We start from the raw sequence: 14,409 nt of genomic DNA on the forward strand, positions 1-14,409 counted from the left end.
TGCGCTCTGGCCATGCCAGGACGGGCATATCCTTCGAAAGAGGGCGAAGCCCGTTCGTCACCCTTGAGAAACTTCGAGCGTGGCCCTCCTCAGACACTGCAACATCGCCTTGGCATTAAGGGACAGTGGGAAGTCGGCTGGGATCGTGGCGACCACCTTTTGGCTCACGCCCTGCAGGACCGTCGGGACCACTGCCAACTCCGGGTCGACTTGCGCGATCGTCTCGGGCATCACTGCGAGATGGTCGGTTGCCCTCACGATTGCGCGGACCGTCGTCTGGAGCCCACACTCGATCTGCTCGGCCGGCACCCTTCCTGCGCTCCGCCGGAAGAGTTCGGTGAGCTCGGACCGCAGGGAGGTCTCGGCCACAGGGAGGATCCAGGGGTACTCGAGCAGCTCAGGAAGCCCGGGCTCGGGGCCGCCGAATACGGGATGGCCGGGCCGGGCCACGATGCGGAAGGGTTCCTCGTAGAGTTCCACCTGCTCCACTCGGATTTCCGTTTGCAGCTGCCCCTGTCGGCCAACCATCAGATCGATTTGGCCCGAAGCCAGCTCGGCTGCGAGCCGTTCCGGCGTTCCATTTCTGACAATGACGTTGATCTTCGGATAGTCCTTCTTGAGCAGGATGATCGCCGTCGGCAGGAGCACGTTGGAGCCCGCCAGGTGGGAGGCGACGGTGACCGTCCCGACCATTCCGGACGACGCTTCGCCGGCCTGCCGGCCCATCTGGCGTAGGTGCCCGACGATCGCGCGCGCGTGTTCGAGGAACACCTCCGCGAACTCGTTGGTCACAATGCCTTTTGGGCCCCGCTCGAACAGCTCTAGGCCGAGGATCTCTTCGAGTTCCTTGATCCCCCGCGTAACGACCGGCTGGGTGACGTGCAGACTCCGCGCGGCCTTGGCGAATCCCCCATGCTCAACAACTGCAAGGGCTAGCACGAGGTGCCGGACTTTGAGCCGCCCATCCAGCAGGTTCACTTCGTCCATGACCCCAAGGCTATGCCTAAACGGCTATTCCATCCAGCAAGATTTCTATTGGACAGGCATAGTTCTCGGTGCGGAGACTGGTTGGACCGATGCCGAGGAGGAGACGAGATGAGCACCGACACAATCCGCAATTTCATTGGGGGTGAATACGTCGAAGGTGGAATGCCGTTCGAGAACGTGAACCCCGTTGACGGTTCGGTCGTCTCGAAGGTCCTCGAGGCAGACAAAAGCCTCGTGGAAGAGGCCGTTGCGGCCGCACGGAGGGCACTCGAAGGTCCCTGGGGACTCTACACAGCCGTCCAGCGAGCCGAGGTCATGCGTCGGATCGCCGCGCGCATCGAAGAAAGGGCCGGGGATCTCCTAGCGGCCGAGATCGCGGACACGGGCAAACCCCTGGCGTTGGCCCGGGACCTCGACGTTTCCCGGGCATCGCAGAACTTCCGTGCCTTCGCCGACCAGATAGCCTCGGCTGGCACGGAATCATTCCTCACGGAGTTCCCCGACGGGCGGCGGGCCCTGAACTACGCGCTCCGCAAGCCGCTCGGCGTCGTCGCGGTGATCGTGCCGTGGAACCTGCCGCTCCTGCTTCTGACCTGGAAGGTCGCCCCGGCAATCGCCTGCGGGAACACTGTAGTCGTCAAGCCCTCGGAGGAGACTCCCTCCTCGGCGGCACTCCTCGGCGAGATCATGGCGGAGGCAGGCCTGCCGGACGGCGTGTACAACGTTGTCCAGGGCTTTGGGCCGGGCTCGGCAGGGGAATTCCTGACGACGGCCGAGGGCATCGACGGGATCACCTTCACGGGCGAGTCCGGCACAGGCTCAGCGATCATGCGCGCCGCGGCGCCCTGGGTCCGGCCTGTGTCCTTCGAACTGGGCGGCAAGAACGCAGCCCTCGTCTTCGCCGACGCGGACCTCGAGAAGGCGATCGCCGGATTGACCCGCTCCATCTTCACCAACAGTGGGCAGGTGTGCCTGTGCACAGAACGGGTCTACATCCAACGGCCCATCTTCGATGAGGTCGTCGCCGGCCTCGCAGAACAGGCCAAGGCCTTGCGCATGGGAAACCCGTACGACGAGGCGACCACGACCGGGCCGCTGATCTCCCAGAAGCACCGCTCGAAGGTCTTCTCCTACTTCGCCAAGGCCGAAGCCGAGGGCGGGCTGGCCGTCGTCGGGGGCGGGGTACCCCAGATGCCAGCCGGCTTGGAGGGCGGCTCCTGGATCGAGCCGACGCTGTGGACTGGACTCTCCCACGACAGCACGCCGATGCGGGAGGAGATCTTCGGACCCGTGGCAGGCCTTGTCCCCTTCGACACCGAGGAGGAGGCCGTTCGCCTAGCCAACGACACTCCCTACGGACTTGCCGCATCCGTGTGGACCGGGGACCTCGAGCGCGGCCACCGGGTGGGAGGCCGAATGCGAGCCGGGATCTCTTGGGTCAACACCTGGTACACGAGGGATCTCAGGTCCCCGTTCGGCGGCGTTGGCCTCTCCGGCATCGGCCGGGAGGGCGGTTTGAACTCCTTTCACTTCTACACCGAGCCAACCAATGTCTGCGTTGCCCTTTCGAACGAGGAGGTGCTGTGAACCAGCTGCCGAACACCGCCGTCCCTGCGCTGGAGCGCCTAGCGGACACCCTGCACGATGCTCAGGCCTCCGGCCTACCCGTCGTCGCGCCCGGGTTCGAGCTCTCGCTGGACGACGCCTACGGCGTCCAGGCCCGGCTCCTGGACCTGCGCGAGTCTCAAGGCGAGCGACGGACAGGGCGCAAGCTCGGCTTCACGAGCGAGGCGAAGATGGCCCAGATGGGGGTCTCCGAGCTCATCGTGGGGTTCCTCACCGATGCCATGGCCCTCGAAGACGGGGGCAGCCTCGACCTCGGCCCGCTCATCCACCCGCGAGTAGAGCCCGAAGTCGCGTTCCGCCTCGGCGCTGACGTGCCGGCCGGTTCCGGCGCACAGGCGCTCGAAGCAGCGATCGACGCCGTCGCTCCTGCCCTGGAGGTCATCGACTCCCGGTATCGGGCGTTCAAGTTCAACCTCGCCCAAGTCGTCGCCGACAACACGTCCGCGTCCCGCTACGTCATCGGGCCCTGGTCTCCAATCGAGGGCGACCTCTCGGGGCTTCCCGTGGCACTTGCCTTCGACGGCGAAGCGGTTGCAGAAGGCACGACGACGGACATCCTCGGCGGCCCCCTGAACACACTGCCGCGCCTGGCATCCATCGCAGCCGAACGCGAGTACGACCTGCCAGCGGGGAGCATCATCCTCGCTGGTGCCGCGACAGCAGCCGTACCGCTCACCCCCGGGACCGCGGTCCGTGCAACTGTGAGCGGGCTCGGCTCGGTCGGCTTCCAGGTCAACCCCGCCCCCGCGCCTGAAGGAGGCCTCCATGGCTGACGCCCGGGTCATCGACCACCTCGCCAAACCTCGGGGGAGGTTCCCCCACGTGAAGCGTGCAGGGGACTTGGTCTACATTTCCGGGACGAGCAGCCGGCGGCCCGACAACAGCTTCGTCGGGGCCTCAGCCGACGACCTCGGGGTCACCTCCCTGGACATCAAGGCTCAGACAGCGGCCGTCATCGAGAACATCCGCTCGATCTTGAGCGATGTCGGAGCCGATCTGGAAGACCTCGTCCAAGTCACCGCATACCTCGTGAACATGAACGACTTCGCCGGCTACAACGAGGTCTACGCAGAGTACTTCGACGAGGCCGGCCCGACCCGCACCACCGTGGCGGTCCACCAGCTTCCCCACCCGCACCTGCTCATCGAGATCCAAGCCGTCGCGTACGCGCCGGTCCCCACCAACTGAAGGAGACAGCCATGACCGAGTTGAAGGAGCCGAAAGTGACCGAGATCTTCCCCACCCACCTCTTCTCGCAGTGGATCGCGGACAACGAGTCGAACCTGCGGCCGCCGGTGAACAACAAGGCCATGTGGACTGGCTCGAAGGACTTCATCGTCCAAGTGGTCGGTGGCCCTAACCAGCGCACCGACTTCCACGTGGACCCTTACGAGGAGTGGTTCTACCAGGTCAAGGGCAACATGCACGTCAATGTCATGACCGACGAGGGCCCCCAGCGCATCGACATCCGCGAGGGCGAGATGTGGCTCCTCCAGGGCAACCTCCCGCATTCTCCTCAACGGCCGGAGGCCGGCTCCATCGGCATCGTCATCGAGCGCATTCGCGAGGAGGGCACCCTGGAGAAGTTCCAGTGGTACTGCCTCGAGTGCTCGCACAAGATCCATGAGGTCGAGCTCCAGGTCCGCGACATCGTCGAGGACCTCCCCCCGGTGTTCGAACAGTTCTACAACAGCGACGACGCCGCCCGCACGTGCCCCAACTGCGGCGCCGTCCACCCCGGGCGGGGCTAACCGTGGCGTTCGACGACGCCAATGCCCCCTCGCCGGCGGTGGACATCCACACCCACTACATCCCGAAGGGATGGCCTGCCCTCGAGGAGGTGACCGGTCACCCGGGGCCATGGCCCACCCTGAGGGTCGACGGTGAGCGCGAGGCCATGGTCATGCTCGGAGAGAAGGAATTCCGACCGATCACGGACGACGCCTGGGCCGCCGAAGTCCGGCTCGAGCAGATGGACCTCGACGGCGTTGATGTCCAGGTGCTCTCCCCGACTCCGGTGTTCTTCAGCTATTCCCGCGACGTTGCCACCGCGGCACGAGTGAGCGCGATCTTCAATGACCTCGCCCTCGAGATCGCCTCGCAGGGGGAAGGACGGCTGATTCCCTTCTGCCAGGTGCCCCTGCAGGACACCGATGCGGCCATCGCCGAGCTGGACCGCTCGATCTCCAATGGGCACCGAGGCGTCGAGATCGGCAACCACGTCGGCGATGTCGACCTCGACGATGAGGGCGTCGTCGCGTTCCTCCAGCATTGCGCCGAGCGGAACGTGCCGGTGTTCGTCCATCCGTGGGACATGGCATCATCGCCTCGGCTGGACCGCTGGATGGCCCAGTGGCTCGTCGGCATGCCAGCAGAGACGCACCTTTCCATCCTGGCGATGGTCCTCGGGGGCGCCTTCGACCGGTTGCCGGAGTCGCTGCGCCTCTGCTTCGCGCACGGCGGAGGCTCCTTCGCGCACTGGATCGGCCGTATGGACAACGCTTGGCACCGCCGTCCGGACCTCATTGCCACCTCGGCCATGCCGCCGTCCCACTACGTGGGCCGCTTCAGCGTCGACTCGGTCGTGTTTGCCGAACCCAGCCTCCGCCTGCTCGTGGACGCCCTCGGGCACGAGAACATCATGCTCGGCACCGACTTCCCCTACCCGCTCGGGGAGTCGCCGGCCGGTAGCCTGATCCGTTCCGCGTCGTTCCTCAGCCAGAACCAGCGCGAGGCAATGCTCGGCGGCAACGCCCTGCGCTTCCTTGGCTTGGTCCCCCAAGCCCTCCCGAGCTCACGGCAGAAGGTAGCGCTGTGATCCAGCAGATCGAGACCGCACACCGCACAGCCCTCCGCCAACTGGCCGAGGAGCTCCTCGAGGCGTCCCAGCTCCGCCGCGCAATCGCCCCGCTGCGCAGCCGGCTCGCCTCAATGAACCTCCAGGACGCCTACGACATCCAGACCCTCCAACTCCAGGAGCACCTCACTGAGGGACGAGTCCTTGCTGGACGCAAGGTCGGCCTGACCTCGCTGGCCATGCAGCAACAGCTCGGAGTGGACCAGCCCGACTTCGGCTTCTTCTTCGAAGACATGGTTCACGGGGACGGGGCACAAGTCCCAGCAGCAGACTTCATCTCCCCCAAGGTCGAGCCAGAGTTCGGGTTCGTCCTCGGGCGTACCCTCATGGGCCCCAAGGTGACCCGCGAGCAGGCCGCCGCCGCGGTCGAGGCGGTGTATCCCGCGATCGAGATCATCGACTCTCGGATCGCCGACTGGGACATCAAACTCGTCGACACCGTCGCCGACAACGCCTCCTGCGGTGCCATCGCGGTCGGGCCAGCCCCGCTTCCCGTCACCCTCGAAGACCTCGCAGGGACTGAATGCACCCTGCGGATCGACGGTCGGCCACGCGGCACCGGGACGGGAGCGGCGGTGATGGGCGACCCCATCGCGCCGCTCGTGTGGCTTGCCGACGTCCTTGGGGAGCAGGGTGTGGCCCTCGAAGCAGGGCAGCTCATCCTCCCGGGCTCCTTCACCGCCGCCCAACCCGTCGTCGCAGGGGAATCGGCGACGGCTGATTTCGGCCCGCTCGGCTCGCTCACCATCCACTTCGTCTAGACCGCCAGCAGAGGAACCACCCCTATGCGCAAGAAGACCGCCGCGATCATCGGCTCCGGCAATATCGGCACAGATCTGATGTTCAAGATCATGCGCCGATCGAAGAACCTCGAGGTCAGGTACATGATCGGCATCGACCCTGATTCGGATGGCCTCGCCCGCGCGAAGCGCCTCGGCGTCACGGTCTCGGCCGAGGGCGTCGACTGGCTCCTTGAACAGGAGGACAGGCCCGACTTCGTGTTCGAGTGCACCTCGGCCAAGGCCCACGCCGCCAACGCACCCAAGTACCGCGAGGCTGGAATCCACGCGATCGACCTGACCCCGGCCGCCGTCGGTCCGTATGTCGCCCCGGTCGTGAACCTCGACTCGGTGGAGGACGTCCTGAACGTCAACATGATCACCTGTGCCGGCCAGGCAACGACCCCGATCGTCGCCGCCGTCTCCTCCATGGTCCCGGTGGACTACGCGGAGATCGTCGCCTCCATCGCATCCAAGTCAGCAGGCCCGGGCACCCGAGCCAACGTCGACGAGTTCACCGAGACCACGGCGAAGGCCCTTGAGGTCCTCGGCGGCGCGAAGCGCGGCAAAGCGATCATCATCATCAACCCGGTCGAGCCCCCCATGATCATGCGCAACACGATCTACTGCGCGATCCCCCCAGAGGCGGCCGAACCGGGCGAGACCCAGGATGCGATCCGAGCCGCGATCGAGGCGGCCGTGGCAAAGATCAAGGACTACGTCCCAGGGTACGACCTCCGCGCAGAGCCGCAGTTCGACTCCGCCCGCGAGGACTGGGGCGGCAACGGCAGGGTCGGGGTCTGGGTCCAGGTGCGCGGGGCCGCGGACTATCTCCCCGAGTACGCGGGGAACCTCGACATCATCACCGCCGCCGCCACCCGCACAGCAGACCTGCTCGCCGAGAAGATCGACAGCTCCCAGCTGGCTGCCGCCGGCACCGAGAAGTAAGGAGGGGCCAGCATGGGTTCCCAAGACAATGCCCCCGAGGTCCGCCTCACCGACACCACCCTGCGCGACGGCTCCCACGCAATGAGCCACCGCTTCACCGAACGGCACGTCCGTGACGTCGTCCGTGCCCTCGACGACGCGAACATCAAGGTCATCGAGGTCACCCATGGCGACGGCCTCGGCGGGTCCTCGTTCAACTACGGCTTCTCCCTCACCCCAGAGCTCGACCTCGTCCGCGCCGCCGCCGACGAGGCCAAGGAGGCCAAGATCGCCGTCCTCATGCTCCCGGGCCTCGGCACCATCCACGACCTCAGCAAGGCCCACGATGCGGGAGCCTCCGTCGCGCGCATCGCCACGCACTGCACCGAGGCCGACATCTCCATCCAGCACTTCCAGCACGCCCGCAGGCTCGGCATGGAGACAGTGGGCTTCCTCATGCTCTCCCACCGGGTGGGCCCGGGGGAGCTCGCCCAGCAGGCCCGCATCATGGCCGATGCCGGCTGCCAGTGCGTCTACGTCGTCGACTCCGCCGGCGCCCTCATCCTCGATGATGTCTCCGAGCGCGTCTCCGCCCTCGTGGCCGAGCTCGGCGCCGACGCCCAGGTTGGATTCCATGGCCACCAGAACCTGAGTTTCGGCGTGGCGAACTCGGTCTTTGCCGCACGGGCCGGGGCCAAGCAGATCGACGGTACCCTCGTCGCCCTCGGCGCCGGCGCCGGCAACTCCCCCACGGAGGTCCTCGCCGCTGCCTTCGACCGCCTAGGGATCAGGACCGGCGTCGATGTCCAGGGCCTGATGGCCGCGGCCGAGGACGTCGTGAAGCCCTTCATCACCCGCATGCCCGTCATGGACCGGGCATCCATCATGCAGGGCTACGCGGGCGTCTATTCGTCGTTCCTCATCCACGCCGAGCGCGCCGCCGAGCGCTACGGGGTCCCCGCCCACCGCATCCTCGAAGAGGTCGGCAGGGCCGGCTACGTCGGCGGCCAGGAGGACATGATCGTCGACGTCGCCGTCCAGCTCGCCGGGCAGCGTCCGGCCGCCTGAGAGTTGCGATGCCCGCCCTCATCACGAGCAGGAGAGCCGCTGCTGTGACGGAGCGCGGGAACCTGAAACCACTCTGGCTGGTGGTCCTCGCCCTCCTCGCCACCGCAGCACCCCTGACCACCGACCTGTACCTTCCGGGCTTTCCCCGAATCCAGTCCGAATTCTCCTCCTCGGCCTCGGCGGTACAGCTGACCCTCACGGGCTTCTTCATCGGGATGGCCGTGGGACAGCTGGCCTTCGGTTCCCTCTCGGACCGGTTCGGCCGCATCGGGCCCCTCCTTCTCGGCACCGCCGGGGCCGTCGGATCCTCCGTCCTCGCCGCTCTGGCGCCCACGCTCGAGGTCTTCGTCGCGGCACGTCTGCTGCAGGGCCTGTGCGGAGCGGCCGGGGTCGTCATCGCCAGGGCCATGGTGGTAGACCTGACCGAGGGTGCCCAGACGGCCAGGACGATGAGCGTGATGGTTTCCATCACCGGCATCGCCCCTGTGGTGGCGCCTAGCCTCGGCGCCATGCTTGTCGGGCCGATCGGCTGGCGCGGGATCATGGCAACGCTGGCCGCGCTCTTCCTCCTCATGCTGGCAGGGGTGCTGCTGGTGTGCCGCGAGACGCACCCGCCCACGGCACGGGGACAGCTGAGCATCACAGGGGGCTTCGCCCAGCTCTTCCGGGTGCCGCGCTACCTCGGCTACGCAGGCCTCTACGCGACGGCGTTCGCGACCATGATGGCGTACATCTCGGCGAGTTCGTTCGTGTACCAGGACGTCATGGGGTTCACGGCGCCGGGCTACGGCCTGTTGTTCGGGATCAATGCGGTCGGGCTCGTCGCGGCCGGGTTCGTATCGTCGCGGCTCGCTGGTCGTTACGGTCCACGGCGGCTCATCAGCGCGGCAGTTCCCGCCCTCCTGGCCAGCTCGATCGTCGTCCTCGCAGTCGCCGTCGCGCCCGTACCCCGCTGGATCCTGGCGCTTCCCATCCTGTCCGCAGTGACCAGCGTCGGGTTCATCTTGGGCAATGCCTCGGCGCTGGCCCTCCAGGAAGTCCGCCGTGTCTCGGGCAGCGGATCGGCGTTCCTGGGAGCTGTCCAATTCCTGCTCGGGGCTCTGGTCGCGCCCCTTGCGGGCCTCGGCGGCGAGCATACCGCCGTTCCGCTGGGGATCATCATGACCGCCACCGCCGGATGCACCTGCATCCTCGCCTGGATGCTGGGCGGTACCCGAATGCCTGAGCGCAGGAAGTCCGCCAAGCAGCACTCTGAGGCCTTGCATCATCGAGCCACCTTCACCGTCCGCCGTTCCGTGCCCTCGGACCATGAGGCGATCCTCGGTCTGATGTCAGCAGCCCGAGGCGATTCCCGGAGCGAGACGGAGCGCTCTGAGCACGGGTTCGTTCAGGGGCTCATGGACGAGCCAATCCTCAGGCGTCTCGAGACCGGCCCGGGGATCTTCGTGGCGGAAGAGGCGGAAAGCGGCCGGCTCGCCGGCTTCGCCATGACCTGCCTGCCACACGCCGTCGCCCATAATCCGCCGGCTGCCCGAGCTGTAGAAGCTGCGGCAGAACGGAGGCCGGACGCACGGCGCTTCGTCTACGGACCCACCGCCGTCGACCCCGTCTTCCGCGGCCAAGGCGTGCTCACCATGCTCCTCCTGCATCTGTGCCAGGAACTCGGGAACTCGTACGAGGAGGGCGTCGCGTTCGTGGACCATGCCAACGGCAAGTCGCTCGCGATCCACACCCATTACGGAATGACCGCACTGCCGCCCTTCGTCCTCGGGGGCCACACCTACACGCCCTTCGTCTTCGGCCCAGACCTCTTCGTCCGGCCCTGACCCGTTGCAACCGTCCTCCGACTTCCACAGAACGAGACACGCACCAGCCCCGGTTCAAAGCCTTATGCGGTCTGGCTCCGGCTACCTTGTCGCCCCGTTGATAGCCGACCGTCACCGCGCGGCGACTCGGCTGCTGACCAAAAGGCGTAACCGCCGGGTGAGGGACGCGACGGCGCAGCGTGGAAGATGCGTTAGGGCGCACCCCAAAGGGTGCACGAGGATGAGGTGCCTTGAAAACGCAGGGTGGGCTTGGCGAGCAGGACAGCGCGCCGCAGGTTCCGAACCCTGGCCCGGGGACCAGGGCACCCGTCTACGTCGACCGCGATGTAATTCAGACTCCTACTTTGAAGCGCGAGACCACCGCTTCACCTCGTCTGCGCGGGGCGTCAGGCTCCCGATGATTCGTTCAGGCGCCCCGGCGAGAACGCCAGGGCTCCTCTCATCGAGAAGAAGCCTCTGGTGCGAGCTTCTCCAGCTGCACGCTCGGAACATGAATCCAGCCTTCCACACGGGCCAGGTCGACCAGTTCCTCAGCCGGGCGGTAGGTGGCCCCCACGGCCGCCGCCCGGCCGTGATCGTGGCGATGACGGCGTCAAACAGGTCGTGGGACTGGCAAAGCGCTTCCACGTTTCTCCACCAGGCCCGGCACCGCGGGAAGGCGAGGGACGGAAATAGGGGGAGGTCGGGCCATCCGGCGAGCCGGATCCCCCGGATCCCTTGGGAACACTGAGCCCCCTGCCGGATTCGAACCGGCGACCCTCTGTTTACAAGACAGATGCTCTGGCCAACTGAGCTAAGGAGGCGAAGCGCCCAGCGAGGGCGCACCCCACAAGGGTAGCAAAGCAAAACGGCCCGGCCCCCACCAAGGGGCCGGGCCGTCGTCGTACGTCAGCTCGGGCGAGCCGGGAAGGCTACGCCTTTGCCCGTGCGTCGAGATCCGCTTGGAGGAAGGCGTCGAACGCCTGGTTCGCGGAGTCGCCGATGCCCCACTGCTTGCCGTCGACGAACGCTGTCGGCGTCCCCGTCACGCCGAACGAGGCGGCGAGCGCAGTCGTGTACTTCACCCAAGGTCTATATGTCTTGCTGTCGACGCATTGGGAGATGTTCGCCCCGAGTTTGGACGCTATGTCTTTGAGCTGCTGGTCGGAGAGACCGGCCGACCCTTCAGCTGGCTGCTGGGCGTAGAGCTGCGAGAAGAAGTCCGCGTACTTGTCCGGGTATTGATTGGCGACGCACGCGGCCGCGGACGCGGCGCGGGACGAGTAGTTCGTCGTCGAGTTCTGGTCAAGGAAGGCGATCGGGCGGTACTCGAGCGTGATCTGCCCCGAGTTGCGCAGCTGGGTGAGCTTGTCGCCGTACGTCTTCTCGAAGTTGCCGCACACGGGGCAGATGAAGTCCACGTAGACAACAACCTTCGCAGGCTGGCCCTTGGGGGCCGCCTCGACGCCCTTCGCATTGGCCTGCTGGCCCTGCGAGGGTTGGGCGGTGGGCGTGGAGATCGTGGACGCGTTGACGGTCGACGCCGGCTCGGCAGTCACCGCGCTGCCCTTGCCGAGGGTGATGCCCCCGTTGGCATTCATGTTCGCTGGGCTCGGCCCGCTGTTCGCGATCGGGGCGTTCTGCTGCATCGACGAGGAGACGACGATCGCGATGATGGCGATGACCGCCACGAGCGCCACCACGACACCCCACCGGACGAGAAGCCGGTTCCGCTTCTCCTTCTTCTGCTGTGCCTCGCGGATCTGGCGGGCCTTCTCGCGGGCAGCGGCGGTCCGCTCCGCTTTCGTGGGGCGTGGTTGATTGGAGGGGCTCATTGTTCCTCGTGTCAGGTCGCGGCACGCCTCAGCGCGCCCGGTCGGCGTCGGGGACAGTGTATTCCAGCAGGCCTGAAGCAGCCCGGCAGAAGCACTTAACCGGCGAAACGATCGGCCAATCCGCGCGGTTCCTTGATTGCTCTGTGATCGTCGCCGCACCGCTCCCCGGTAGGGTGGAGGGAGATTCCAGCGAATGCGAGGTAGCGCGAGAGTGGATCAGGACACTGAACGGACAGCACCAGACACGGCGGCCAAGGACGGCAGGGCGGCAGGATCCTATGACTTCCTGGTCGTCGCGAACCGTTTGCCTGTGGATCGAGCCGGAGACAGCCCGGACGAAGGCTGGAAGCGCTCCCCCGGCGGCCTTGTCACTGCGCTCGCCCCGATCATGGAAAAGTCCGACGGCGCGTGGATCGGCTGGGTCGGCTCCCCCGACGAGGAGATCGAGCCCTTCGAATATGACGGCATGGCCCTCGTGCCAGTGGGACTCTCGGCCTCGGAGGTCGAGCTCTACTACGAGGGCTTCTCCAACGCGACCCTCTGGCCCCTTTACCACGACGTCATCGCCCCGCCCGAGTTCCACCGCACGTGGTGGGACGCCTACCGCCGCATCAACGAGCGCTTCGCCCTCGCCGTCCTGTCTCGCGCCGCCGACCACGCGACAGTCTGGGTGCAGGACTACCAGCTCCAGCTCGTCCCGGCGATCCTCCGTGCCCGGCGACCCGACCTCCGGATCGGCTTCTTCAACCACATTCCGTTCCCCCCGCCGGAGATCTTCTCCCAGCTCCCGTGGCGCCGTCAGGTCCTCGAGGGTCTCCTCGGGGCCGACCTCGTCGGCTTCCAGCGCCCCAACGACGCCCTGAACTTCGCCCGCGCGGCGCGGCGCTACGGCGGCGCCGGCGGCAAGGGCACGAATCTCCTCGTCGGCCGAGGAGAGCGCGCAGTCCACGCGGAGGCGTTCCCGATCTCGATCGACACGGAGCGCATCTCCCAGCTCGCGCGCCACCCGGAGATCCAGGAGCGCGCCCGGCAGATCCGCCATGATCTGGGCGATCCCAAGACGATCATGCTCGGCGTCGACCGCCTCGACTACACGAAGGGCATCCGCCACCGGCTCAAGGCGTTCGAGGAACTCCTCGTCGACGAGCGCGTCAAGGTCGGCGAGGTGACCCTCGTGCAGGTCGCGAGCCCGAGCCGCGAGCGCGTCGAGCAGTACCGCCTGCTCCGCGAGGAGGTCGAGGGTACCGTCGGCCGCATCAACGGCGCCTTCGACACCCTCCAGCACACGGCCGTCCGCTACCTCCACCACAATTACCCGGTCGAAGAGATGGTGGCCCTCTACCTCGCGGCGGACGTCATGCTGGTGACGGCGCTGCGGGACGGGATGAACCTCGTCGCGAAGGAGTACGTCGCGGCCCGCTACGACGGCAGCGGGGCGCTGGTCCTGAGCGAGTTCACCGGCGCCGCAGACCAGCTCAAGCAGGCATTGCTGATCAACCCGCACGACATCGCGGGGCTCAAGGAAGCGATGGTTGCAGCCATCAACCTGCCGCCCGGCGCGGCGAGCCGCCGCATGAAGGCGATGCGGCGTCAGATCATTGTCCACAACGTCGAGGAATGGTCGGCTGCCTTCCTCAACCGTCTTGCGGAGGTCACCCATGGCTAGCCCAGCAGTCCCTTCGGAGCTGCGCAGCGCACTCGAGCGGCTCGCCGCCGTCGACCGCTTGCTGGTGGCCCTCGACTTCGACGGCGTCGTCGCCCCCATCGTCGAGCGGGCTGAGCAGGCCCGCCCGCTCCCGGAGACTGCCGCAGCGGTGGCCGAGCTTGCGGGCCTCGCGGGGACGTGGACCGCCTACGTCTCGGGCCGGTCGCTCGCGAGCCTGACCGACGTCGCCTCCCCTGACCCCCGCACGCTGCTCATCGGAAGCCACGGGGCCGAGGTCCGTCTCGATGGCCAGGAGCATCCAGTGGCTCTGGACGAGGACCAGCGCCGCGCGCTTGAGGCGCTGCACGCCGCCTTCGCGCAGGTCGCCGCGCACGCCCCGGGGACGTGGGTCGAGGAGAAGCCGGCCGGGCGCGTCCTCCACACGCGCCAGGCGGACGACGACGTCGCCGAGGCCGCCGTGGGGGCGGCTCGCGAGCGCTTGGCCGAACGAGGGGACATCTACCTCAAGACGGGCAAGCGCGTCCTCGAGGGCTCCGTGGTCCATGCGACGAAGGGCGAGGGAATCGCCTTCCTGCGTCAGGTCACCGAGGCGGACGCCGTCCTGTTCGCCGGCGACGACGTCACCGACGAGGACGGCTTCCTCGCCTTGGAGGCGGGCGACGTCGGGATCAAGGTGGGCGACGGCGAGACGGCGGCGGCCTTCCGTGTGCGGGAGCCCGGCGACATCGCCGAAGCGATGGCGCTTCTCGTGCTGCTGCGCGGGGCGCACCGCCCCGAGCACAGGGCAGAGCGCGCCACATAACTATTCGGCCACGGCCACCCCTGTGGGAGACGTCACACTTGGGAACAAGGTGTGACA

At 67.2% G+C, this 14,409-nt stretch carries 13 protein-coding genes and 1 tRNA gene; 11 read left to right on the forward strand and 3 right to left on the reverse strand.

What is annotated here, in order from left to right; translation table 11 throughout:
- Nucleotides 1–57: 57 nt before the first annotated feature.
- Nucleotides 58–987, reverse strand: a complete 930-nt coding sequence (locus L0M17_RS16655; protein ID WP_241055477.1) for a LysR substrate-binding domain-containing protein — start codon at nucleotides 985–987, stop codon at nucleotides 58–60.
- A gap of 108 nt (nucleotides 988–1,095) precedes the next feature.
- Between L0M17_RS16655 and L0M17_RS16660 the strand changes: the two genes are divergently transcribed.
- From L0M17_RS16660 to L0M17_RS16700, 9 genes are read left to right on the forward strand one after another with little or no spacing between them, the layout of a single operon-like run.
- A complete protein-coding gene (locus L0M17_RS16660; RefSeq protein WP_241055478.1) occupies nucleotides 1,096–2,574 on the forward strand; it encodes a 2-hydroxymuconic semialdehyde dehydrogenase in 1,479 nt (492 codons plus the stop codon).
- Nucleotides 2,571–3,386: a 2-keto-4-pentenoate hydratase gene (locus L0M17_RS16665; protein ID WP_241055480.1), complete on the forward strand. Its 816-nt coding sequence runs from the start codon at nucleotides 2,571–2,573 to the stop codon at nucleotides 3,384–3,386. The genes L0M17_RS16660 and L0M17_RS16665 overlap by 4 nt, the downstream gene beginning before the upstream one ends.
- On the forward strand, nucleotides 3,379–3,801 hold the full coding sequence (locus L0M17_RS16670) for a RidA family protein (RefSeq protein WP_241055482.1): 423 nt from the start codon (nucleotides 3,379–3,381) through the stop codon (nucleotides 3,799–3,801). The genes L0M17_RS16665 and L0M17_RS16670 overlap by 8 nt, the downstream gene beginning before the upstream one ends.
- Nucleotides 3,802–3,812: 11 nt before the next feature.
- On the forward strand, nucleotides 3,813–4,364 hold the full coding sequence (locus tag L0M17_RS16675; protein ID WP_241055483.1) for a 3-hydroxyanthranilate 3,4-dioxygenase: 552 nt from the start codon (nucleotides 3,813–3,815) through the stop codon (nucleotides 4,362–4,364).
- 2 nt (nucleotides 4,365–4,366) lie between these two features.
- Entirely contained in the window at nucleotides 4,367–5,431 is a 1,065-nt protein-coding gene (locus L0M17_RS16680) for an amidohydrolase family protein (RefSeq protein WP_241055485.1), read from the forward strand.
- Nucleotides 5,428–6,231 carry a 2-keto-4-pentenoate hydratase gene (locus tag L0M17_RS16685; protein ID WP_241055487.1) on the forward strand — a complete coding sequence of 268 codons (804 nt, stop codon included), beginning with the start codon at nucleotides 5,428–5,430 and terminating at the stop codon, nucleotides 6,229–6,231. Before L0M17_RS16680 ends, L0M17_RS16685 begins: the two co-directional genes overlap by 4 nt.
- A gap of 24 nt (nucleotides 6,232–6,255) precedes the next feature.
- A complete protein-coding gene (locus tag L0M17_RS16690) occupies nucleotides 6,256–7,197 on the forward strand; it encodes an acetaldehyde dehydrogenase (acetylating) (protein WP_241055488.1) in 942 nt (313 codons plus the stop codon).
- 12 nt (nucleotides 7,198–7,209) lie between these two features.
- Nucleotides 7,210–8,244 (forward strand): 4-hydroxy-2-oxovalerate aldolase, encoded by a 1,035-nt coding sequence (gene dmpG / locus L0M17_RS16695; RefSeq protein WP_241055490.1) that lies wholly within the window; start codon nucleotides 7,210–7,212, stop codon nucleotides 8,242–8,244.
- 8 nt (nucleotides 8,245–8,252) lie between these two features.
- Nucleotides 8,253–10,070 carry a multidrug effflux MFS transporter gene (locus tag L0M17_RS16700; protein WP_241055492.1) on the forward strand — a complete coding sequence of 606 codons (1,818 nt, stop codon included), beginning with the start codon at nucleotides 8,253–8,255 and terminating at the stop codon, nucleotides 10,068–10,070.
- Between the two features lie 729 nt (nucleotides 10,071–10,799).
- Here L0M17_RS16700 and L0M17_RS16705 read toward each other — a convergent pair.
- A tRNA-Thr gene (locus L0M17_RS16705) sits at nucleotides 10,800–10,873 on the reverse strand.
- 108 nt (nucleotides 10,874–10,981) lie between these two features.
- Entirely contained in the window at nucleotides 10,982–11,884 is a 903-nt protein-coding gene (locus L0M17_RS16710) for a DsbA family protein (protein WP_241055493.1), read from the reverse strand.
- Nucleotides 11,885–12,077: 193 nt separating this feature from the next.
- Between L0M17_RS16710 and L0M17_RS16715 the strand changes: the two genes are divergently transcribed.
- A complete protein-coding gene (locus tag L0M17_RS16715) occupies nucleotides 12,078–13,550 on the forward strand; it encodes an alpha,alpha-trehalose-phosphate synthase (UDP-forming) (protein ID WP_372498037.1) in 1,473 nt (490 codons plus the stop codon).
- Nucleotides 13,543–14,352, forward strand: coding sequence for a trehalose-phosphatase (otsB, locus tag L0M17_RS16720; protein WP_241055496.1), 810 nt, complete (start codon nucleotides 13,543–13,545; stop codon nucleotides 14,350–14,352). Before L0M17_RS16715 ends, otsB begins: the two co-directional genes overlap by 8 nt.
- The last annotated feature ends 57 nt before the right edge of the window (nucleotides 14,353–14,409 follow it).

Origin of the sequence: Sinomonas terrae, from assembly GCF_022539255.1 — a bacterium.
Lineage (GTDB): Bacteria > Actinomycetota > Actinomycetes > Actinomycetales > Micrococcaceae > Sinomonas > Sinomonas terrae.